Genomic DNA, 18,600 nt, shown 5'->3' on the forward strand with positions numbered 1-18,600 from the left:
ATGCTGCGCCTTCCATTGCGCGGCGAAGGCGGCGTTGGCGTCGCGGTAGAGCTCGCGCGTGGGATCGTAGGAGGCGTTGAGCAGGGTCACGGTTCGCGCCGCGGCCGTGGCGGCGGCCAGCATGGCGAAGGCGGCGCACAAGACAGTCGACTTTCTCATGGCGTCTCCGGAAGTCGTTGGCCGCAGTGGCCGGAATCGATGGAAGGCGCGGACACCCGCGCCTGCGTCCAGGGGCCGCAGCCGGTGTCATCGGATGGTGTGGGTCCCCAGGGGGCGCGGGGCGCCCGGATCAGCCCCGCGGCATGCTGCTGCGACAGGCGCCTTCCCAGTCGTCATACGCCTCCCGGTGGAACAGGCGGCGGCCGCGCCGTGGCGCGGCACGGCGCGCCTGCGACCGGAATGCAACTGCGATGAGTGCGTCGTGCATGGTCCACCTCGGGAAAGCGGCGTACTCGGGATCGAGTCGAACACAGCTTCCGTTAAGCGTCCGCTAGGCATTCGTCGTTGCCCACGGTGCATTTTCGAATGCGCTTCGCAGTCGGGCGCGTGGCATGCGCGGATGTCTAGACGTGCCGCGGCGCGGCCGAACGCACCAGTTGAGGGCGGCGGCTGCGCTGGACCATCAGGCCGGCCAGTCGATGCGCCGCGGTGCGGATTTCCGGCATGGCCGTGCATTCCCACTGCGTGCCGCGCAGCAGCGAGCCTATCGCGTAGAGCCCGTGCTGCGGCAAGCCGGACGCATCGAGCAACTGGCCCTCTCCATCCGCCTGCACGCCCAATTCCAACGGGTCGGGCACGGCCAGGCCATCGCGCAGCAGCTGCGCGAGCAGGCCATGGGTGGAGAAGGCGACCGAGGTATCCAGCCCGGTCGCCTGCACCACGAGGTCCGACTCGATCGTGCGAATGCGCTGGGCACCGCGGTCGCGCACGCTGACCGCCAGCGGGCCGGAGCCATCCACCGACAGCACGCGTGCGGGATGGACCTGCAGCCGGCCTTCCTCGCGCAACTGCTCGATCGCCAGGGCGGTCGCGGGAGCCATGCGGTGGCGGCAGGCCTCCCACAGCCAGCGTACGTGGCGCAGGAATTGGCGCCGCTGCGCATGCGACAACCGCTGCCACAGCCGCGCGGTGATCGGCCGCATGCCGTCGACCAGGCTGCGCCAGTCCGTGCCCGGGGCCCCGGTCGCAGCTTCGCGCAGCCGGCGCAGCATCGGCCGCACGCCATCGCAGGCAAGCAGGGCCTGGTTGAGCGCGTCCTGGCGCAGATGGCGGAACGAGGGCAGCGGCGTGTGTGCGAACGGCAGGCGGCCGTGGCGGGAGACCGCCACCAGCTGCGCCCCCGGCCAGCGACGCGCGGCCGACAGCAGCATGTCCACCGCAGTCAGGCCGGTGCCGATCACCAGCACGCGGCGCGGCTCGCCCAGGCGCATGGAAAGCTTCCACGGGTCCAGCTCGTAGGCGCCGCTCGCCAGCGCCTGCGCCGACACCGCGCGCAACGCGCGCTGCGGCAGCGTGCCGATGGCCAGGGCGGCCTGGCGCACCTGCACGCGCCAGCCCGAATCCAGTTCCACCGCGTAGCCGCCGTCCGCCTGCGGATAGAGCGCGCGCGCGCCTTCGGCATGGACGAGGTAACGCCGGCCTGCGCGCCGCGCCTCGTCCAGCCGCGCCTGCACCTGCGCCTGCACGAAATCGCCGAACACGCTGCGCGCAAGGAAATCGCCCTCGCCGGCCCGGCCCAGGCTCGCGGCGGCATGCCGCACGAAATCGTCGCCGTGCTCATGGAACAGGCCCATGCCCGAGGCGCGCACGTTGAGCAGGTGGCGCTCGTCGCGGGTGGAGTAGGCCACGCCGCGCCCCGGCGCCGCGTGTCCCACCACCCAGTGCACCGTGCCGGGCCCGTGTTGGCGCAGCAGCTCGCCGAACACCGCCGCGCCGGCGGCGCCGCCGCCGATAACGATCACGTCGGTCATGGTCCCACTCCTTGCAGGAAGCGATCAGGCCGCCGTGCGGCCCATCGCGGCGGGTCGCAGGCAGGAGGATTTTCGGAAAGGGCCGGCTAGGGCAGTGCGTGCTCGGCCGTGGCCCGGTTGAACGTGCAGCGCCAGTCGCCGCGGGCGTCCTCGTGGAACGAGCGGTAGCGCTCCAGCGTGCCGCCGTAGACATGCAGCGATAGCGCGGGCTGCCGCGCCGAGAGGTTGCGGCAGCGGTGGGCGTAGCCGTCGCCCGGGAAAGTCAGCACGTCGCCGATGCCGAGGATGCGCGACCCGGCGGGCGAGGATTGCGGCATGCCATCGCGCGGCAGGGCATAGGCTTCCACCTCCAGCACGCCGTCGAGCACCACGTCGATGCCCCACAGGCCGTCGTGGTCGTGGACCGGGGAGACGTAGCCCGGCGGCCAGGCGATCAGCAATGCCGAGTAGGGCAATGAGTCATGCGTGCGCAGCCGGATGCGCCGAAAGGCCTGCCTGTCTCCGCTTGCGGCCAGGTCCGCCGCGCGCGGGCAGTCCTCACGCCAGGCGGCGCTGGCCAGTGCGCGTGCCAGCGCCGGCAGGTCCATGCGCAAGGCGAGGCTCCCGGCCACGAATCCCACCACGCAATCCGCCCATGCGGCGGTCCTGCTGCCAAGCGCTTCGTTCATGGCCCACCTCGGAGCATGCCGGGGATGTTGGGCGCGACTGCAACACAGGGTTGGTTAAGCACCCGCTAGGCATTCGTCGTAGCCGGCCGAGCGAAATCTTTGCTTTTTCCGAACGACTGCGGGCGCTCGTCCTCAGGATTGGCCGGCAGTGGGCGCCCGCGCTTCGAGCAGTGCCGCGACCGGCATCGCGGCCAGCGCGCCCAGCAGTTGCGCGATCACGAAACCGCTGACGTCGGCCGGGCGGATGCCCGCGAAGGTCTGCGTCAGCGAGCGCGCCAGCGTTACCGCAGGGTTGGCAAAGGAAGTGCTCGCGGTGAACCAGTACGCCGCGAAAATGTAGCTGGCCACCAGCGCCGGCACCGCCGACGGCCGGTTCCGGTTGCCCAGCAGGATCGTCAGCGACAGGCCGAACACCGCCACGCTCTCGCTCAGCCATTGCGCCGCGCCGGTGCGCGCGTGCGTTCCCGGTTGCAGCAGCGGCAGGCCGAACATCGCGTGCGCCAGCAGCACGCCGCCGATCGCCGCAGGCACCTGCACCAACACATACGCCAGCGCCTCGCGGGCGTGCAGCTCGCGGCGCAACCATGCCACCAGCGTCACTGCCGGATTGAAATGGGCGCCGGAGGTGGGACCGAACACGACGATCAGCACGTACAGCGCGCCGGCGGTCGCCGCTGCGTTGGCCAGCAGCGCGATGCCCGTGTTCCCGGCCGAAAGCAGGGTGCCCATGATGCCCGAGCCCACCACGGCGGCGAGCAGCAGGGCCGTGCCGACGAACTCGGCCAGCAGCTTGCGCGACAACATGTTCAGAGCGGTTTCCCCATGGGTGATTGTTTTTCGCCCGCGCGGGCGCGGAAGTCGGTCCGGTTGGCGCGGGAGCGCAACACGGACTGCCGTGTTCGTGGGATGGAAGCCGCGGACGGGTTGCTCATCCGAGCGAGGCGAGCAGCGCCTTGACGCGTGCGGAAATTTCGTCGCGCACCGCGCGGTAGCCGGCGTCGTCCAGGTGCTTGGGGTCGGGCAGGTTCCAGTCTTCGCGGCGGCGCGCCGGCACCCATGGGCAGCGGTCGCCGCAGCCCATGGTGACGACCGCATCGAAGCTGCCCTGGATTTCGTCCAGCGACTTGGACGCGTGGCCGGAGAGGTCGTAGCCCAGTTCCGCCATGAATCCGATCGCGCGCGGGTTGATGCGGCCCGACGGTGTCGAGCCTGCGCTGTACGCCTCGACCGCGTCGCCGCCGTGGATGCGCGCGAAGGCCTCGGCCATCTGGCTGCGGTTGGAGTTCTCCACGCAGACGAAAAGCACGCGCTTGGCCATGCCCCGCACTCAGCAGCAGCCGGACTGCGGCGCGCAGCAGGCCGCGCCCTTGTCCACCTTCGGCTTGACCCGGCTTAGGTCCGGGCTGCAGCTGGCGCCGTCGGTCGCGCAGGGCGCCTCGCCGGCGTAGTAAGTGGTCGCCTCGCCCAGCGTGTGGAAGGTTTCCCAGCGCGTGCCCTGCGGGTCCTCCGTCCACAGCTTGTCCGACCGCGCGTAGCAGCAGACGGCCGCTTGCTCGGGCATGATCGAGCCTCCCGCTGCATCCAGCCGTTGCCCGAGCGCGGCCAACGCTGCGCCGCTCTCGGCCTGGATGCCCAGGTGGTCGATGCCCGGCGCACGGCCGGTGGTGGAGATGGCGAAGTTGACGCGCGGGTCCTCCACCATCCACTTGGCGTAGTCATCCTTGCGCACGGTCGGCTCGGCGCCGAACAACGCGGTGTAGAAGCGGATGCTGGTCGCCAGGTCGGCGACGTTGAGGTGCACGTGGAATCGGTTCATCGCTGGGTTCCCTTGGGGCGTGGCTGGCAGGTGGATGCCGGCGCGCAGGATGCGGATCCGGCGCAGCAGTTCTCGGTGAGGTAGGCGACCAGCGCATCCATCTGCGCGTAGTCCGCGCGCACGCGGATCACCCGTCCCTCGCGCTGGTCGCGCACCAGTCCGGCGGCGCGCAGCACGTTGAGATGCGCCGTGAGCGTGGCCGGCGGCAGGGCCAGGTGTTCGCGCAGGTCGCCGACGGACAGGCCTTCCGGCCCGGCTTCCACGAGGCGGCGGAAGGCGGCCAGGCGGGACTCGTGGCCGAGGGCGCGCAAGGCGGCGAGGGCGTTTTTCATTTCCATTATTCCAAAATAATGGAAACAAGATCGTGCCGTCAATGAGCGGGTGGAGCTGTGCTCACGCGCCACGGAGACGAAGACGAGTAGATCGTTCCGGTCGGCCGGCCCATGCCACGCCACGGTTGGAAAGAACCAGGGTCGCTTGCTACCGTCGTCCCGTTGCCACGCATCCCCACTGCACAGGAACCCGACCATGACCACCAAGGCTTACGGCGCACTCGCCAGCGACAAGCCGCTCGAACCGCTGGACATCCAGCGCCGCCAGCCGGGCCCGCACGACGTGCAGATCGACATCGCCTATTGCGGCGTCTGCCATTCGGACCTGCACACGGTGCGTTCCGAATGGGCCGGCACGCTCTACCCCTGCGTGCCCGGCCACGAGATCGTCGGCCACGTCAGCGCGGTCGGCAACGAGGTGAGTGGCTTCAAGGTCGGCGACACCGTGGGCGTCGGCTGCCTGGTCGGCAGCTGCCAGCATTGCGCCTCCTGCGGCGAGGGGCTGGAACAGTTCTGCGAGAACGGCTTCGTCGGCACCTACAACGGCAAGACCGGGGATGCGCCCGGCCACACGCTGGGCGGCTATTCGCAGCGCATCGTGGTCAACGACCGCTTCGTGCTGAAGATCCACCACCCGGAAGAGCAGCTCGCCGCCGTGGCGCCGCTGCTGTGCGCCGGTATCACGACCTACTCGCCGCTGCGCCACTGGGGTGCCGGCCCCGGCAAGAAGGTGGGCATCGTCGGCATCGGCGGGCTGGGCCACATGGGCATCAAGCTCGCCCATGCGATGGGCGCGCACACGGTCGCCTTCACCACCTCCGAGAGCAAGCGCCAGGACGCCATGCAGCTGGGCGCTGATGAGGTGGTGATCTCGAAGAACCCGGACGACATGGCCAAACATGCCGGCAGCTTCGACTTCATCCTCAACACCGTGGCCTCCAGCCACGACCTCGATGCCTATACTAGGTTGCTCAAGCGCGACGGCACGTTGTGCCTGGTCGGCGTGCCCGAGCACGCGCATCCGAGCCCCAACGTGGCGCAGCTGATCTTCGGCCGCCGCTCGATCGCCGGGTCGCTGATCGGCGGCATCGCCGAGACGCAGGAGATGCTCGATTTCTGCGCCGAGCACGGCATCGTCGCCGACATCGAGATGATTCCGATGCAGAAGATCGACGAGGCCTACGACCGCATGCAGCGCAGCGACGTGAAGTACCGCTTCGTCATCGACAATGCCTCGCTGGGCAGATAAGCCCTGCGTCGCCCCTTCCCCCGTGGCGCGGGGGAAGGGTTCGCCCGGCGCATGACGGCCCGGGTCGTCGAGGGTTGGAGTCCGCTGGGCGGGCGTCCGGCGGCGAGCGATGACGAGGTGTTCGAGCTGCTGGCCGCTGCGGTGTTCCAGGCGCGCTTCCGGCCCGCCGTGGTCCGCGCGCGCTGGCCATGCATCCGTCAAGCCTTTGCGGACTTCGACCTGGCCGTCGTGGCCGGCTGGCCGGACGAAAGGCTGGAGGAACTCATGCACGCGCCAGGCATGATCCGCAACCGCAAGAAGATCCTGGCCACGCTGCGCAATGCGCGCGACCTCCGCATGCGCGGCACGCGGTTCGGGAGCGTGTCGGCCTACCTGCGTTCCTTCGGCGACGAGGATGCCGTGGTGCAGGATGTCGATACCTGGGCGCACTACATCGGCGCGCCATCGATCCGGTGGTTCGTGCGTGCCTTCGAAGGAACCGGGCGCGGCTGACCGACGCGCGGGCCGCGTGCAACTTGCTGGTGACGGCAGCAACCGAAGGGCACGCGGGTGCGTGTGCCGGAGACGCGATCTGCACGCAAAGCCGTTACAATCGCCGCGCTGCTTTCCAGCGCCCGAGGAAGCCATAAAGACGGGCGGAGCGTGCTGTGAACGGCTCCACATTTCCAGCACGCCGCTGCCCGACGCAACGATCCTGGAAGGATGGAAGCCATGAGCCTGCCGAATCCCCCTTGCGAAGAAACGGCCGCGTGAGTGCGGTAACGCGCTTGCGCCGGCAAGGCGTCATCGCGTTGGCCTTGCCGGTGCCGTCGCCCGATGCTGCGGTCAGGGTGCCTCCCCGGCACCACGAACAGGTGTATCCCGGCGGCGAACGCATCGCACGCAGCGTGTCGTACGGCCCCCGCCTGGAGTTCTGACGCATGCGCCAGGCCGCCGGGGAGCTGCCGATGCCGATGGAAGGCAAACCGTCCGGCACCGCACGCCCCAGCGCGCCGAGAAGGTTCGCCTGCCTGTTCGCGCTGGCGCTGGCCTGTGCCACCTGCGGGGCCGCGGCGCAGCCGCAGCCGCGCGTGGCGTCGGCCGCCTCGCCCGAATACGCGGTCAAGGCGTCGTATCTCTACAAGCTCGCGCTTTTCATCGACTGGCCGCCGACGGAATTCGCTTCACCGGATGCGCCCTTTCGCGTCTGCGTGGCGGGTGAGGATCCGTTCGGCGATTTCCTGAAGGACGCGGTGGCCGGGCGCAGCCTGGGCACGCATCCGTTCCAGGTGCAGCTCGTCGCGCTTGCGCCCGCCACGGACTGCCAGATCCTGTTCCTCGGCCGCCTGTCGCGGAAGCGCGCCAGCCAGGCGCTCGCTGCGGTGGCCGGCAAGCCGGTGCTGACGGTGGTCGATTCGGCCACGCCGTATTCGGGTGGCATCGTGCAGTTCGTGGTCGACCGCGGGCGCGTGCGCTTTCAGATCGATACCGTGGCCGCCGCGCGCAACCACATCACCATCAGTTCGAAACTGCTCAACCTCGCGCTGGCGGTCACGGACCGGCCATGAAGGAGCATGGCGGCAATGGCCAGCCGTTTGCGTTCCGTCCGGTGCTGACGCTGGTCGCCGCTGCGCTGTTGCTGCTCGCCGGTGCGCTTGCCGCCGGCTACCAGTACCACATGAGGCAATCCGAGCGTCACCGCCAGCTGACCGTACAGGCCAGGATCCTGGCCGCCAGCGTGACCGCCGCGATCGCCTTCAACGATCGGGCCACGGCACAGGAATACGTCAACGCGCTGATGCTCGATCCGCGCCTGGACGCCGCCGCGGTTTACAACGACGCGCATCGTGAGGTGGCGAGCTTCCAGCGCGCGGGCAGCGAGCCGATCGCCGACAGCCTGGCCAACGGTGGACACCTGCCGCGGGACCACCTGCTGGTGGCGGTGCCGGCGCGCCAGGGCGCGACCACCGTCGGCAGCGTCTACCTGCGTGCCGCGGATGCGCCGCTGATCATCCAGCTCGCCCGCTACAGCGGCGTGACCCTGTTGACGATCATGGCCATGCTGATGGTCTCCGCGCTGGCGCTGGCGCAGCGCGTGCTGACCCGCGCCAACGTCGAGCTGCGCCAGCGTGCGTGGGAGCTGGCCGACGCCAACGAGCGCCTCAGCGCCGCGATGGACCAGCGCGCGCGCACCGAGGAGGCGCTGCGGCAAAGCCAGAAGATGGAGGCGGTCGGCCAGCTTTCCGGCGGCGTCGCACACGACTTCAACAACCTGCTGATGATCATCAAGAGCAGCCTGTCGCTGTTGCACCGGAAGCTGCAGCTGGGCGATCCGCTGATCGAGCGCAGCGTCCGGGATGCGCGCGAGCGTATCGACGCCAGCCAGGGCCGGCCCGGCATGCCGGTGCCGGCGCAGGACATCGAACTGCTGGAACAGCGCGAGGAATGGCATCGCCAGAACCGACGCTACCTGGAGATGGCGCAGGGCGGCATCGAGCGGGCCGCCAGCCTGACCCAGCGCCTGCTGACCTTTGCGCGCGGCCAGTCCCTGTCGATGCAGGTGCTCAACCTGGACCAGCTGATCCACGGCATCCAACCGCTGCTGGACCATTCGGTGGGCTCCCGCGCGACGTTGGGCTACAGGCTCGATTCGCACTGGCTGGTGGCGTGCGACTCCAGCCAACTGGAGAACGCGATCCTCAACCTGGTCATCAACGCGCGCGACGCCATGCCCACCGGCGGGCGGATCACCGTGCGCACCGACGACGTCCGCGTCGATGCCGCCCATCCGATGGGTGGACTGGGCGAAGGCGACTACGTGCACCTGCAGGTGATCGACAACGGCGTAGGCATGACCGAGGAAGTCCGCAGCAAGGCCTTCGATCCGTTCTTCACCACCAAGCCGGTCGGCAAGGGCACCGGCCTGGGCCTGAGCACCATCCTCGGCTACGTCCTGCAGTCCCACGGCGAAGCCACCATCGAGAGCGAACTGGGGCGCGGCACCACCATCCACATCCTGCTGCCGCGCGTGAACGCCGAACCCACCTGCAAGGAAACCTGATGTCCGCAGCCGAAACCCCCACCCCCCGCGTGCTGCTCGTCGAGGACGAGGCATTCCTGCGTGAACTGGTCATGGAAGGCCTGAAGGACGCGGGCTACAGCGTGCTCGAAGCCAGCGACGGCAGCGCCGGGCTGCAGGCGCTGCAGTCGGACCTCAAGATCGACCTGTTGCTGAGCGACATCAAGTTGCCCGACATCGACGGCTATCATGTCGCCGAAGCCGGTGCCGCGTTGCGCCCGGGGCTGAAGGTGATCCTGATGACAGGCTACGCGCCCTCGCCGCTGCCGCCGGCGCTGCGCTCGGTGGTGTACCGCGTGCTGCAGAAGCCGTTCTCGCTGGAAACCCTGCCGGGCACCATCGCCGCTGCGCTGGACAGCTAGAGCGGGCGGCCCGCCAGGGGTGCCGCTAGCCCGCCGGCAGGCGCGTGCGGAGCCCGGGCCTCGGCGCTCCCCCCGCGAGGCCCCGGAAAGGAGCGAGAAAGATCGCATCGCTACCGTCTCGGGTCTGCTAGACCGACGCCGAGACCCGATGAACCCGACTGGCTGGACCATCCTGTGCGACTTCGACGGCACCATCTCCGTCGAGGACGTGATCGACTCCCTGCTGGACCGCTTCGGCCGCCCGGGCTGGGAGCAGCTGGAGCGCGACTGGCGCGCCGGCCGCATCGGCTCGCGCGTGTGCATGAGCGGGCAGGTGGCGCTGCTCGACATGAGCCGCGAAGAGCTGGACAGCCATCTCGCCGAGGTGTGGATCGACCACGCCTTTCCCGGCTTCGTGGCCCGGGCGCGCGAATTGAACGTGCCGATCCGGGTGGTCAGCGACGGCCTGGACTATGCGATCGACCGCATCCTTGGCCGCCATGGCCTGGCCGACCTGCCGATCCGCGCCAACCATCTCGCGCCGGGCGTCCCGCCGCAGCGCTGGCAGCTGAGCTCGCCGTTCCAGGTGGCCGGATGCGGCAGCGGCACCTGCAAATGCGCCTGCGCAAGCCAGGCCCGTGCCGACGGCGCGGGCAAGATCCTGCTGATCGGCGACGGCGCCTCGGATTTCTGCGTGGCCGACCGCGTCGACTTCGTATTCGCCAAGCATCGCCTGATCGAGCACTGCCGTGCCGCAGGCATTCCCTACGTGCCGATCACCGGCTTCGAGGACGCGCTGGAACTGCTGCCGGCGCTGCTCGAGGGCAGCCTGGTCGGCTACCCCGAATCGCCCGCCACGCTGGGCACCCCCGCCTGATTCCGGAATTCCCATGAACGCATTCGACAAAAACACCGCCGTGGTGATCGACGACGCGCAGCTGCTCGCCGACGAGGCCAGGTACAGCTCCTTCGGCGACACCGTCCACTACGTCGACCCGCCCAAGATCTTCCGCCGCTGCGAAGGCAGCTGGATGTACGACAGCGCGGACGTGCCGTTCCTGGACCTGCAGATGTGGTATTCGGCGGTCAACTTCGGCTACGGCAACCCGCGCCTCAACGACGCGCTCAAGCGCCAGATCGACCTGCTGCCGCAGGTGGCCAGCCAGTACCTGCACCAGACCCGCATCGAACTGGCCAAGACCATCGCGCTGGACGTGGAAGGCAAGTTCGGCCTGAAGGGCCGCGTGCACTTCAACGTGGGTGGTGCGCAGGCGATCGAGGATTCGCTCAAGATCGTTCGCAACGCCAGCAACGGCAAGAGCCTGATGTTCGCCTTCGAGGGCGGCTACCACGGCCGCACGCTGGGCGCCTCCTCGATCACCTCCAGCTACCGCTACCGCCGCCGCTTCGGCCACTTCGGCGAGCGCGCGATGTTCATCCCGTTCCCGTATCCGTTCCGCCGGCCCAAGGGCATGACGGCCGACGAGTACTCCGACGCCTGCGTGCGCCAGTTCGCGCGGCTGTTCGAGACCGAATACAACGGCGTGTGGGACCCGAAGGTCAACCAGGCCGAATACGCCGCGTTCTACGTCGAACCGATCCAGGGCACCGGCGGCTACGTGATCCCGCCGAAGAACTTCTTCCGCGACCTGAAGAAGGTGCTGGACCAGTACGGCATCCTCATGGTGGTCGACGAGATCCAGATGGGCTTCTGGCGCACCGGCAAGCTGTGGTCGATCGAGCACTTCGGCGTGACGCCGGACGTGCTGGTGTTCGGCAAGGCGCTGACCAACGGGCTCAACCCGCTGTCGGGCCTGTGGGCGCGCGAGGAGCTGATCAACCCGACCGTGTTCCCGCCGGGCTCCACCCACTCGACCTTCAACTCCAACCCGCTGGGCACCTCGCTCGGCCTCGAAGTCATCCGGATGGGCTACGAGCTCGACTACGCCGCCACCGTGCCGGCCAAGGGCGCGCACTTCCTCGATGGCCTGCGCGACCTGCAGAAGCGGCACAAGGAAATCGGCGACGTCGACGGCCTGGGCCTGGCGCTGCGTGCGGAGATCTGCACCGACGACGGCTTCACCCCGAACAAGGCGCTGCTGGACAAGATGGTCGACATCGGCCTGGCCGGCGACCTCAAGCACAACGGCAAGCCGATCGGCCTGGTGCTCGACGTCGGCGGTTGGTACAAGAACGTGATCACGCTGGCGCCCTCGCTGGACATCACGCACGAGGAAATCGACCTGGCCATCGCGCTGCTGGACCAGCTGCTGACCCGCGCAAAGAAAAGCTGAGCGCGCCCCCTCAAACCATCCGTGCACCCGCCGGGGAGGACCCCACCATGAACGCTCCGCAATCCGACGAAGCCATCCGCGAGCGCCTGTTCGCCATCGTCGCCAAGCAGGCCAAGATCGATCCGGCAGTGCTGCGGCCGGAGGCGACGCTCAAGGACCTGGGGATCGCCTCGCTCGAGGCCATCGAACTCATCTTCGATATCGAAGAGGATTTCGACATCACGTTCCCCGACGAGCACGCCAATTTCGACACCGATACCGTGCAGAACCTGATCGACGCGGTCCGTGCCGCGCTGCAGGCGAAGTCGGGCGGTTCGGAGGCGACTGCGTGAGCGTAGCGAACGCGCGCCGCTTCGCGATCACCGGCATGGGCGCGGTCAGCGCCTTTGGCGTAGGGGCGGCGCCGTTGTGGCAGGGCCTGCGCGAGGGCCGCAGCGGCATCGAGCCGCTGCGCCACGCGGAGTCCTCGCGCCTGCGCGTGCGCATCGCGGCGCAGGTGCCCGAGAGCTTCGACCCTGCGGCGCTCTTCGACGAGCGCGTGCTGCCGATGCTCGACCGCACCACGCAGTTCGCGCTGTGCGCCGCGAACGAGGCCATCGCCCAGTCGGGCCTGGACTTCGCCGCCGAGGGGCTGGGCAGCCGCACCGCGGTGGTGATCGGCACCGGCGTCGGCGGCGAGACCACCCAGGACGAATCCAGCCGGCGCCTGTACGCCGAGAACGCGCAGCGGCTGCATCCGCTCACCATCGCGCGGGTGATGGCCAATGCGCCGGCCAGCCAGATCAGCATGGCGCACGGCCTGCGCGGGCCGGTGTTCGCCGTCTCCAGCGCCTGCGCCTCGTCCAACCATGCCATCGCCCAGGCCGCGATGATGATCCGCGCCGGCGTGGCCGACGTGGCGGTGGCCGGTGGCGCCGAGGCTTGCCTGTCCTACGGCGTGCTGCGCGCCTGGGAGGCCATGCGCGTGCTGGCCGACGACACCTGCCGCCCGTTCAGCGCCAACCGCCGCGGCGTGGTGCTGGGCGAGGGCGCAGGCATCTTCGTGTTCGAGTCGATGGAGCGCGCCCGCGCCCGCGGCGCGACCGTGCTGGCCGAGCTGGCGGGCTTCGGCATGAGCGCCGACGCGGGCGACATCGTCGCGCCCGACCCGGCCGGCGGCGGTGCGGCCATGGCATTGGCGCTGGCAGATGCGGGACTGAGGCCGGAGGACGTCGACTACATCAACGCCCACGGCACCGGCACCCCGGCCAACGATCCGGCCGAGACGCGCGCGATCCGGCAGGTGTTCGGCGCCCATGCCGACCGCCTGGCGGTGTCCTCCACCAAGTCCATGCACGGCCACGCCCTGGGCGCGGCCAGCGCGCTCGAGCTGGTCGCGGTGATCGGCGCGCTGCGCGATGGCGTGGTGCCGCCGACGGCGAACCTGGATACTCCCGATCCGGCGTGCGACCTGGACTACGTGCCCAACGCGCCGCGCGCGATGCCGGTGCGCGCGGCGCTCAGCAACTCGTTCGCCTTCGGCGGCCTCAACGCGGTGCTGGCGCTGAAGCAGGCCTGATCCCGCCATGCCGTTCTCGACCGCGCTCGAGCCCGAATCGCTGGTCGGGCATTTCCTCGCCCACCCGCCGCAGGACTTCACGGCGCAGCGCTCGGCCTCGGGCATGCCGGTGTTCCAGGCGCGGTTCGATCTGCTGACCACCATGGACGATGCGCTGCGCCGGCGCATCGCCGCGCTGCCGTTGTACCGCCGATGGGGCCGCCTGCTGCGCTGGCGCACGCGCTTCGCCGGCTGCACCGTGACCGAGTACACGCCGCTGCCCTCGCATGCCGCGCCCGCCGCGCTGGCCGACGAGCTGCTGGCCGCGTACGGCCGCGAGTGCGCCCTGCTGATCGTCAAGGACCTGCCGCAGGAGTCGCCGCTGCTCGACGTGGATGCCAACGCGCAGGCGCGCGCGTTCGCCGCGGCGCTGGCCGAGCGCGGCTTCGTGCTGCTCGAAGGCATGCCGCTGGCGTGGGTGCGGATCGACTTCGAATCGCTGGACGGCTACCTCGCGCGGCTGTCGGCGGCGCGCCGCAAGGACATCCGGCGCAAGCTGCGCGCGCGCGAACGGCTCACGGTCGAAACGCTCGCCACCGGCGCGGCCTGTTTCGCCGACGCGGCGCTCGTCGACGAGTTCTACGCGCTGTATGCGAACGTGCACGCGCAGAGCGAGATCCATTTCGACCTGCTCGACAAGGCCTTTTTCCGCGCCGTGCTGCAGGACGCATGCAGCGGTGGCCTGGTCTTCACCTACCGCAGCGCCGGCCAGCTGATCGGCTGGAACCTCTGCTACGAGTACGCCGGCATGCTGGTGGACAAGTACGTCGGCTTCGCCTATCCGCAGGCGCGCGAGCACAACCTGTACGCGGTGAGCTGGATGCACAACCTGGAACACGCCCGCGAGCGGGGCCTGAGCCACTACGTCGCCGGCTGGACCGATGCGCCGATCAAGCGCTACCTCGGCGCCACGCTGAGCATGACGCGCCATGCGGTATACCTGCGCAACCCCTTGCTGAGGGCGCTGCTGCGCCGCTGTTCGCACTGGTTCGAGGGCGAGGCGATGAGCATGGAGGCAGGATGAACCATCGCCCGGTGGTGCTGGACATCGACCACTCGGTCGGGCCGCTGGCCGACCGCCTGGTGGTGCCGCTGGAGCACTGGCAGGAGGCGCTGCGCTTCGGCTGTCGGCTCGCCACGCTGCGGCGCTTCGGCCGCGTGCTGGACGACACCTTGCCCGGCGCCCACGGCACCGTGCTGCTGGGCAGCGGCGACTTCCACCACCTGAGCTGGCCGCTGATCGAGCGCATCGATGCACGCGTGCCGTTCCAGGTGGTGGTGCTGGACAACCATCCGGACAACATGCGCTACGCCTTCGGCGTCCACTGCGGCTCGTGGGTGCGCCGCGTGGCGATGCTGCCGCAGGTCAGCCACGTGCACGTGGTGGGCATCGCCTCCGGCGACATCGGTCGCGCGCACGCGTGGGAGAACTACCTCGCGCCGCTGCGCCGCGGCAAGTTGAGCTACTGGTGCCTGGGCGTGGACGTGGGCTGGGCGCGGCGGCTGGGCCTGGCGCATGCGTTCCATCGCTTCGACGATGCGCAGGCGCTGGTGGCCGAGTTCCGCGCCGCCCAGCGCCAGCGCCCGGTGCCGACCTACCTGTCGATCGACAAGGACGTGTTCGCCGCCGAAGTGGCCCGCACCAACTGGGACCAGGGCCGGCTGCGGCTGGAGCATGCGCTGGCCCTCATCGACGGCCTGCAGGGCGGACTGGTCGGCAGCGACATCACCGGCGAGGTCTCGCACTACCGCTACCGCAGCTGGCTCAAGCGACGGCTGTCGGCGATCGACGCGCAGCCCGCGGTAGACCCGGCCGACCTGTCCGTCTGGCAGGCGCAGCAGCACGCGCTGAACCTCGAACTGCTCGCCGCCATCGACGCGCACGCCGCGTAGGGCAGGGCCACTCAGGCCAGCACGCCTTCCAGAGTGCGGCAGATCGTCTCGAAGCCTGCATCCTCCAGCCAGGGGCTGTTGCTGATGGTCAGAGTTCGCGCGGCGAAGTCGCGCGCGTTGGGCGTGTCCTGGCGCGGCACGCGATCGGCCAGGTACGCGTAGTCGGGTAGGGCATGGATGAATAGGCGGCTGACGCCCAGGCCGGCCGTCCACAGCCGGTCGAGCGCGGCATCGCGCGTGCGCGCATCCGGCAGGCGCAGCAGCAGGAACGGCCAGGTGCCCTGTGCGCCGGGTGGGTCAGCAAAGACATGCACGCCTTCGATGCGTTGCAGTCGTGGCACGCGCGCCTGCGCCTGTGCGGCGAGCGCTTCGAGGAAGGCAGGCAGGCGCGCAGCCGCATGCGCACCGACCGCACGCCGCCACGCACCGACCCGGTGAAACGGGATGGCCGGCGCGAAATCGTCGCCCACGGCCGCTACCGGATCGCCGCGGCGCAGCGCCGCGCGCAGCGGACGGCCGTAGGCCAGAGCCAGGCCGCGCGGCCGGTACAACGCGGCCAGTCCGAGCAGTTCAAGGCTGCGGCGCAGCTCCCAGCCGAAGTTGCGCGGCACCCCGGCGTGGGCGCGTTGCAGCGCTTCACGCAGTTGCGCATCGCGCGCGAGCAGCAGGCCACCCTCGTAGATCGAAAGCCCCTTGCCGGCGGCCAGGCTGAAGAAGCCGACGTCGCCACGCAGGCCCACGCTGGCGCCGCGGTCCCGCGCGCCGAGCGCTTGCGCGGCATCCTCGATCACCCAGGCGCCGGCCTGGCGCGCCGCCGCCACGGCCGTGTCGACGTCGGCCACGCGGCCGGCCAGGTGCGTCGGCAGTACGGCCAGGGTGTCCTCGCGGCAGGCCGCGGTGAGCGCCTGCGGATCCATGTCGTAGTGGCCAGGCCTGAGGTCGCACAGGCGCAGGTGCAGCCCAGCGCGATGCACGGCGATGGCCACCAGCGGGCAGGTATAGGCCGGCACCACCACCACCGGACGCTGCGGCGCGCGCGCCTTGAGCACGCGCAGGGTGAGCAGCAGCGCGGCGGTGCCGGAGCATTCCAGCTGCAGGGGTGGCGTGCCCAGCTGGGCGGTGATGCGGTCGGCCAGGTCGGCGCGGCCGGGCAGCAGCTCGGCCAGGCGCAACGGCAGGCCGGCCGTGGGGGGGGCTTCGTGCGGGCGTGCGCGTGGCATCGCGCCTCTCACCCGGGACCGGCGCCGGCCCCGTTCGCGGTGGCATGCTCCGCTTCGTCCGATTCGGCCAGCCCCAGGCAGACGATGCCGGCCACGATCGCCACGGCGCCGAGCACGCGCGGCACGGTCAGCGGTTCGTGGAACAGCCACACCGACAGCAGCATCACGCTGATCACCTCCAAGTGCGAGGCGGCGAAGGCCGGGCCGATCGGTGCGTGCTTGAGCAGGCTCATCCAGGTGAAGAACGCGCCCAGGTAGCCGACGAGCGCGCCGTAGATCCACGGCGCGCCGAACACGCGCAGCAGCCAGGCCAGGTCCGCGGCCACCGGCAGCGCATGGTTGCCCGCGAGCTTGAAGGAGAGCTGCGCCAGCGTGTCGAACGCCATCAGCAGCAGGAAGCCGAAGACGTAGAAGCGCCTCATCCGCCCGCTCCCACGATCGCCACGCCCAGGCTCACCAGCAGGATGCCGGCCACGCGCAGGCGGGTGAGCTTCTCGCCGAACAGGAAGCGCCCGGCGATCATGATCGCCACGATGTTGATCGAACCCAGCAGCACGCCCTCGGACAGCGGCACCAGCGACAGGAACGCGATCCACACCAGGAATTCGATGACGTAGCAGCCCACGCCGATCCACAGCCAGGGCCGGCTGGCCATGTGCCGCCAGCGCGCCAGGCCGTCGCCCGCGTCGGGATCGCCGGCGGCGGCCTTGAAGGCGAGCTGGCCGCCGGTATCGATCAGCACGTTGGCCAGCCACAGCCCGATGGTCAGCAGCGGCATGCTCAGGCGGCCGAGCGCAACGGCTGGGCGGCCGCGATCGTGTCGAAGAAGCGCGCCGAGTGCTCGATCAGCGTGCGTCGTTCCTTGTCGATGGTGATCATGTGGTAGCTGTCCCGGAGCAGCAGCAGCTCAGCCGGCGCGCTGACGTTGCGCATCACCAGTTCGGCGTTGCGCACGCTGGCCACGTCGTCCTCGCTGGCGTGCGCCACCAGGCAGGGCGCGGTCACCTGCGGCAGCTGGCGGCGCACCTGGGCGGCCAGCTGGTAGAGGTCGGCCAGTGCGTGCCAGGGGTTGCCGAGCAGGCCGGCGATGGTGCTGTCGCCCGAGTGCATCGCCGCGCTGACCTGGGCGCGCAGGCGCTCGTCGCGCAGCCCGTAGGGATGCTGTTCCAGGAACACGCGCGAACGGCCCAGGCCCAGCTTCTTGGCCAGCGGCAGCAGGAACGACAGCCGCGCCAGCCACGGGATGCTCCAGCCGTCGTAGCGGAAGGTGGCGCCGTACACGCCCACGCCGGATACCTGCTGCGGCCGGTCGGCGGCGAGCTTGAGCGCCAACAGCGCGCCCATCGAGAGGCCGCCGACGAACAGGTGGTCGACCTTGGCGAGCATCGCGTCGGCCGCGCGCTCCACGCTGGCGTACCAGTCGCGCCAGCCGGTCGCCAGCAGGTCGTCGGTATCGCCGCAATGGCCGGCCAGCTGCATGCCGTGCACGGTGAAGCCGGCGCTGTTGAGGCCCTTGCCGAGCAGCCGCATTTCCAGCGGCGTGCCGGTCAGTCCGTGGATCAGCAGCACGCCGCTGCGGTTGCCTTCGAGAAAGAAATCGGCCTGGCGAATCACGAATCTACCCCACGATGGATGCCGCCAAGCCTCGCATGGGCTCGTTTCACCTGGCTTTCGTGGGTTCTTGCGACGCTGCGGCACCACCCAGACGCACCAGTACGCGTTGGCCCACGCGCGCCGTCGGCGCGTCGTCGAGGGCCAGCACGCACTCGACGGTGCGGTTGTTGGCGCGCTGCTGCGGATCGTCCTCCAGCGGGGAGGGGCCGACCACGCTGCCGATGCGCACCACATGGGCATGCCAGGGCGCCGCATCGGGCGCGCCGTCGGCGGTGACCAGCGCCGGCATGCCGACCCGGACCGCATTGACGTAGGCCTCGCTCAGCTCCGCCCGCACGATGCGCGGGACGCGCGGCAGCAACACGAACAGGGCGCCGGCCTGCGGCGACACGCTGGCGCCGGGTTGCGCGGCAACCCGGATCACGTCCGCATCGACCGGCGCGCGCAGCGTGCGCTGCTCCAGTTCGAAGCGGGCGCTGGCGAGCTTCTGTTCGGCCATGGTCACGCCGGCGCGCATGGCGGTCTGCTGGGCGCCCAGCTCGGCGGCC

General features: G+C 70.1%; 22 protein-coding genes and 3 pseudogenes. 13 read left to right on the forward strand and 12 right to left on the reverse strand.

Annotated elements, in window-relative coordinates:
• From HOQ08_RS01305 to HOQ08_RS01335, 7 genes and pseudogenes are all read right to left on the reverse strand, one after another.
• Positions 1 to 159: pseudogene (locus tag HOQ08_RS01305) on the reverse strand (sulfate ABC transporter substrate-binding protein); the annotation flags it as partial.
• Positions 160 to 563: 404 nt separating this feature from the next.
• A complete protein-coding gene (locus HOQ08_RS01310) occupies positions 564 to 1,970 on the reverse strand; it encodes an FAD/NAD(P)-binding protein (protein ID WP_291190417.1) in 1,407 nt (468 codons plus the stop codon).
• Positions 1,971 to 2,056: 86 nt separating this feature from the next.
• Positions 2,057 to 2,638 carry a cysteine dioxygenase family protein gene (locus tag HOQ08_RS01315; RefSeq protein ID WP_291190421.1) on the reverse strand — a complete coding sequence of 194 codons (582 nt, stop codon included), beginning with the start codon at positions 2,636 to 2,638 and terminating at the stop codon, positions 2,057 to 2,059.
• Between the two features lie 132 nt (positions 2,639 to 2,770).
• Complete coding sequence (locus HOQ08_RS01320) at positions 2,771 to 3,442, reverse strand: MIP/aquaporin family protein (protein ID WP_291190424.1); 672 nt, start codon at positions 3,440 to 3,442, stop codon at positions 2,771 to 2,773.
• Between the two features lie 124 nt (positions 3,443 to 3,566).
• Positions 3,567 to 3,956 carry an arsenate reductase ArsC gene (locus HOQ08_RS01325; RefSeq protein ID WP_291190427.1) on the reverse strand — a complete coding sequence of 130 codons (390 nt, stop codon included), beginning with the start codon at positions 3,954 to 3,956 and terminating at the stop codon, positions 3,567 to 3,569.
• Positions 3,957 to 3,965: 9 nt separating this feature from the next.
• On the reverse strand, positions 3,966 to 4,454 hold the full coding sequence (locus tag HOQ08_RS01330; RefSeq protein ID WP_291190430.1) for an ArsI/CadI family heavy metal resistance metalloenzyme: 489 nt from the start codon (positions 4,452 to 4,454) through the stop codon (positions 3,966 to 3,968).
• On the reverse strand, positions 4,451 to 4,792 hold the full coding sequence (locus tag HOQ08_RS01335) for a metalloregulator ArsR/SmtB family transcription factor (protein WP_291190433.1): 342 nt from the start codon (positions 4,790 to 4,792) through the stop codon (positions 4,451 to 4,453). The genes HOQ08_RS01330 and HOQ08_RS01335 overlap by 4 nt, the downstream gene beginning before the upstream one ends.
• Before the next feature lie 190 nt (positions 4,793 to 4,982).
• Between HOQ08_RS01335 and HOQ08_RS01340 the strand changes: the two genes are divergently transcribed.
• The 13 genes and pseudogenes from HOQ08_RS01340 to HOQ08_RS01400 all read left to right on the forward strand — a co-directional run bounded on the left by HOQ08_RS01340 (position 4,983) and on the right by HOQ08_RS01400 (position 15,218).
• Complete coding sequence (locus tag HOQ08_RS01340) at positions 4,983 to 6,035, forward strand: NAD(P)-dependent alcohol dehydrogenase (protein ID WP_291190436.1); 1,053 nt, start codon at positions 4,983 to 4,985, stop codon at positions 6,033 to 6,035.
• A gap of 51 nt (positions 6,036 to 6,086) precedes the next feature.
• Complete coding sequence (locus HOQ08_RS01345; RefSeq protein ID WP_291190439.1) at positions 6,087 to 6,527, forward strand: DNA-3-methyladenine glycosylase I; 441 nt, start codon at positions 6,087 to 6,089, stop codon at positions 6,525 to 6,527.
• A 257-nt stretch (positions 6,528 to 6,784) separates the two neighbouring features.
• Positions 6,785 to 6,952 carry a hypothetical protein gene (locus HOQ08_RS01350; RefSeq protein ID WP_291190442.1) on the forward strand — a complete coding sequence of 56 codons (168 nt, stop codon included), beginning with the start codon at positions 6,785 to 6,787 and terminating at the stop codon, positions 6,950 to 6,952.
• A gap of 3 nt (positions 6,953 to 6,955) precedes the next feature.
• Positions 6,956 to 7,582, forward strand: a complete 627-nt coding sequence (locus tag HOQ08_RS01355) for a YfiR family protein (RefSeq protein ID WP_291190445.1) — start codon at positions 6,956 to 6,958, stop codon at positions 7,580 to 7,582.
• Between the two features lie 110 nt (positions 7,583 to 7,692).
• A pseudogene (locus HOQ08_RS01360) lies at positions 7,693 to 7,989 on the forward strand (CHASE sensor domain-containing protein); the annotation flags it as partial.
• 708 nt (positions 7,990 to 8,697) lie between these two features.
• A pseudogene (locus tag HOQ08_RS01365) lies at positions 8,698 to 9,075 on the forward strand (ATP-binding protein); the annotation flags it as partial.
• Positions 9,075 to 9,455, forward strand: coding sequence for a response regulator (locus tag HOQ08_RS01370; RefSeq protein ID WP_291190448.1), 381 nt, complete (start codon positions 9,075 to 9,077; stop codon positions 9,453 to 9,455). The pseudogene HOQ08_RS01365 and the gene HOQ08_RS01370, both read left to right, overlap by 1 nt.
• A 148-nt stretch (positions 9,456 to 9,603) precedes the next feature.
• Complete coding sequence (locus HOQ08_RS01375; RefSeq protein WP_291190452.1) at positions 9,604 to 10,311, forward strand: MtnX-like HAD-IB family phosphatase; 708 nt, start codon at positions 9,604 to 9,606, stop codon at positions 10,309 to 10,311.
• Between the two features lie 13 nt (positions 10,312 to 10,324).
• Positions 10,325 to 11,728, forward strand: a complete 1,404-nt coding sequence (locus HOQ08_RS01380; protein ID WP_291190455.1) for an aminotransferase class III-fold pyridoxal phosphate-dependent enzyme — start codon at positions 10,325 to 10,327, stop codon at positions 11,726 to 11,728.
• 47 nt (positions 11,729 to 11,775) lie between these two features.
• Positions 11,776 to 12,060 (forward strand): phosphopantetheine-binding protein, encoded by a 285-nt coding sequence (locus HOQ08_RS01385; protein WP_291190458.1) that lies wholly within the window; start codon positions 11,776 to 11,778, stop codon positions 12,058 to 12,060.
• Positions 12,057 to 13,286 (forward strand): beta-ketoacyl-[acyl-carrier-protein] synthase family protein, encoded by a 1,230-nt coding sequence (locus HOQ08_RS01390; RefSeq protein ID WP_291190461.1) that lies wholly within the window; start codon positions 12,057 to 12,059, stop codon positions 13,284 to 13,286. The genes HOQ08_RS01385 and HOQ08_RS01390 overlap by 4 nt, the downstream gene beginning before the upstream one ends.
• 7 nt (positions 13,287 to 13,293) lie before the next feature.
• On the forward strand, positions 13,294 to 14,349 hold the full coding sequence (locus HOQ08_RS01395; RefSeq protein WP_291190464.1) for a GNAT family N-acetyltransferase: 1,056 nt from the start codon (positions 13,294 to 13,296) through the stop codon (positions 14,347 to 14,349).
• Complete coding sequence (locus HOQ08_RS01400; protein ID WP_291190467.1) at positions 14,346 to 15,218, forward strand: arginase family protein; 873 nt, start codon at positions 14,346 to 14,348, stop codon at positions 15,216 to 15,218. Before HOQ08_RS01395 ends, HOQ08_RS01400 begins: the two co-directional genes overlap by 4 nt.
• A gap of 11 nt (positions 15,219 to 15,229) precedes the next feature.
• On the opposite strand, the gene HOQ08_RS01405 is transcribed toward HOQ08_RS01400, so the two are convergent.
• From HOQ08_RS01405 to HOQ08_RS01425, 5 genes are all read right to left on the reverse strand, one after another.
• A complete protein-coding gene (locus HOQ08_RS01405; RefSeq protein WP_291190470.1) occupies positions 15,230 to 16,438 on the reverse strand; it encodes a DegT/DnrJ/EryC1/StrS family aminotransferase in 1,209 nt (402 codons plus the stop codon).
• Between the two features lie 8 nt (positions 16,439 to 16,446).
• Positions 16,447 to 16,860 (reverse strand): EamA family transporter, encoded by a 414-nt coding sequence (locus HOQ08_RS01410; RefSeq protein ID WP_291190473.1) that lies wholly within the window; start codon positions 16,858 to 16,860, stop codon positions 16,447 to 16,449.
• Positions 16,857 to 17,216, reverse strand: coding sequence for an EamA family transporter (locus HOQ08_RS01415; protein ID WP_291190476.1), 360 nt, complete (start codon positions 17,214 to 17,216; stop codon positions 16,857 to 16,859). Before HOQ08_RS01415 ends, HOQ08_RS01410 begins: the two co-directional genes overlap by 4 nt.
• Positions 17,217 to 17,218: 2 nt before the next feature.
• The gene (locus HOQ08_RS01420; protein WP_291190479.1) at positions 17,219 to 18,052 is read right to left on the reverse strand and encodes an alpha/beta fold hydrolase; all 834 of its coding nucleotides are present in this window, start codon (positions 18,050 to 18,052) and stop codon (positions 17,219 to 17,221) included.
• Positions 18,053 to 18,098: 46 nt separating this feature from the next.
• On the reverse strand, positions 18,099 to 18,600 hold a 502-nt coding region (locus tag HOQ08_RS01425), incomplete at its 5' end, for an HlyD family efflux transporter periplasmic adaptor subunit (protein WP_291190482.1).

Source organism: Frateuria sp. (assembly GCF_013362045.1).
GTDB lineage: Bacteria > Pseudomonadota > Gammaproteobacteria > Xanthomonadales > Rhodanobacteraceae > Frateuria_A.

What these genes read in the sequence shown, in the direction of transcription:
- HOQ08_RS01320 (WP_291190424.1), bottom strand. Translation starts at nt 3,442, where the DNA reads ATGTTGTCGCGCAAGCTGCTGGCCGAGTTCGTCGGCACGGCCCTGCTG.
- HOQ08_RS01315 (WP_291190421.1), bottom strand. Translation starts at nt 2,638, where the DNA reads ATGAACGAAGCGCTTGGCAGCAGGACCGCCGCATGGGCGGATTGCGTG.
- HOQ08_RS01405 (WP_291190470.1), bottom strand. Translation starts at nt 16,438, where the DNA reads ATGCCACGCGCACGCCCGCACGAAGCCCCCCCCACGGCCGGCCTGCCG.
- HOQ08_RS01355 (WP_291190445.1), top strand. Translation starts at nt 6,956, where the DNA reads ATGCGCCAGGCCGCCGGGGAGCTGCCGATGCCGATGGAAGGCAAACCG.
- HOQ08_RS01345 (WP_291190439.1), top strand. Translation starts at nt 6,087, where the DNA reads ATGACGGCCCGGGTCGTCGAGGGTTGGAGTCCGCTGGGCGGGCGTCCG.
- HOQ08_RS01335 (WP_291190433.1), bottom strand. Translation starts at nt 4,792, where the DNA reads ATGGAAATGAAAAACGCCCTCGCCGCCTTGCGCGCCCTCGGCCACGAG.
- HOQ08_RS01385 (WP_291190458.1), top strand. Translation starts at nt 11,776, where the DNA reads ATGAACGCTCCGCAATCCGACGAAGCCATCCGCGAGCGCCTGTTCGCC.
- HOQ08_RS01330 (WP_291190430.1), bottom strand. Translation starts at nt 4,454, where the DNA reads ATGAACCGATTCCACGTGCACCTCAACGTCGCCGACCTGGCGACCAGC.
- HOQ08_RS01340 (WP_291190436.1), top strand. Translation starts at nt 4,983, where the DNA reads ATGACCACCAAGGCTTACGGCGCACTCGCCAGCGACAAGCCGCTCGAA.
- HOQ08_RS01410 (WP_291190473.1), bottom strand. Translation starts at nt 16,860, where the DNA reads ATGAGGCGCTTCTACGTCTTCGGCTTCCTGCTGCTGATGGCGTTCGAC.
- HOQ08_RS01375 (WP_291190452.1), top strand. Translation starts at nt 9,604, where the DNA reads ATGAACCCGACTGGCTGGACCATCCTGTGCGACTTCGACGGCACCATC.
- HOQ08_RS01310 (WP_291190417.1), bottom strand. Translation starts at nt 1,970, where the DNA reads ATGACCGACGTGATCGTTATCGGCGGCGGCGCCGCCGGCGCGGCGGTG.
- HOQ08_RS01325 (WP_291190427.1), bottom strand. Translation starts at nt 3,956, where the DNA reads ATGGCCAAGCGCGTGCTTTTCGTCTGCGTGGAGAACTCCAACCGCAGC.
- HOQ08_RS01370 (WP_291190448.1), top strand. Translation starts at nt 9,075, where the DNA reads ATGTCCGCAGCCGAAACCCCCACCCCCCGCGTGCTGCTCGTCGAGGAC.
- HOQ08_RS01400 (WP_291190467.1), top strand. Translation starts at nt 14,346, where the DNA reads ATGAACCATCGCCCGGTGGTGCTGGACATCGACCACTCGGTCGGGCCG.
- HOQ08_RS01395 (WP_291190464.1), top strand. Translation starts at nt 13,294, where the DNA reads ATGCCGTTCTCGACCGCGCTCGAGCCCGAATCGCTGGTCGGGCATTTC.
- HOQ08_RS01415 (WP_291190476.1), bottom strand. Translation starts at nt 17,216, where the DNA reads ATGCCGCTGCTGACCATCGGGCTGTGGCTGGCCAACGTGCTGATCGAT.
- HOQ08_RS01380 (WP_291190455.1), top strand. Translation starts at nt 10,325, where the DNA reads ATGAACGCATTCGACAAAAACACCGCCGTGGTGATCGACGACGCGCAG.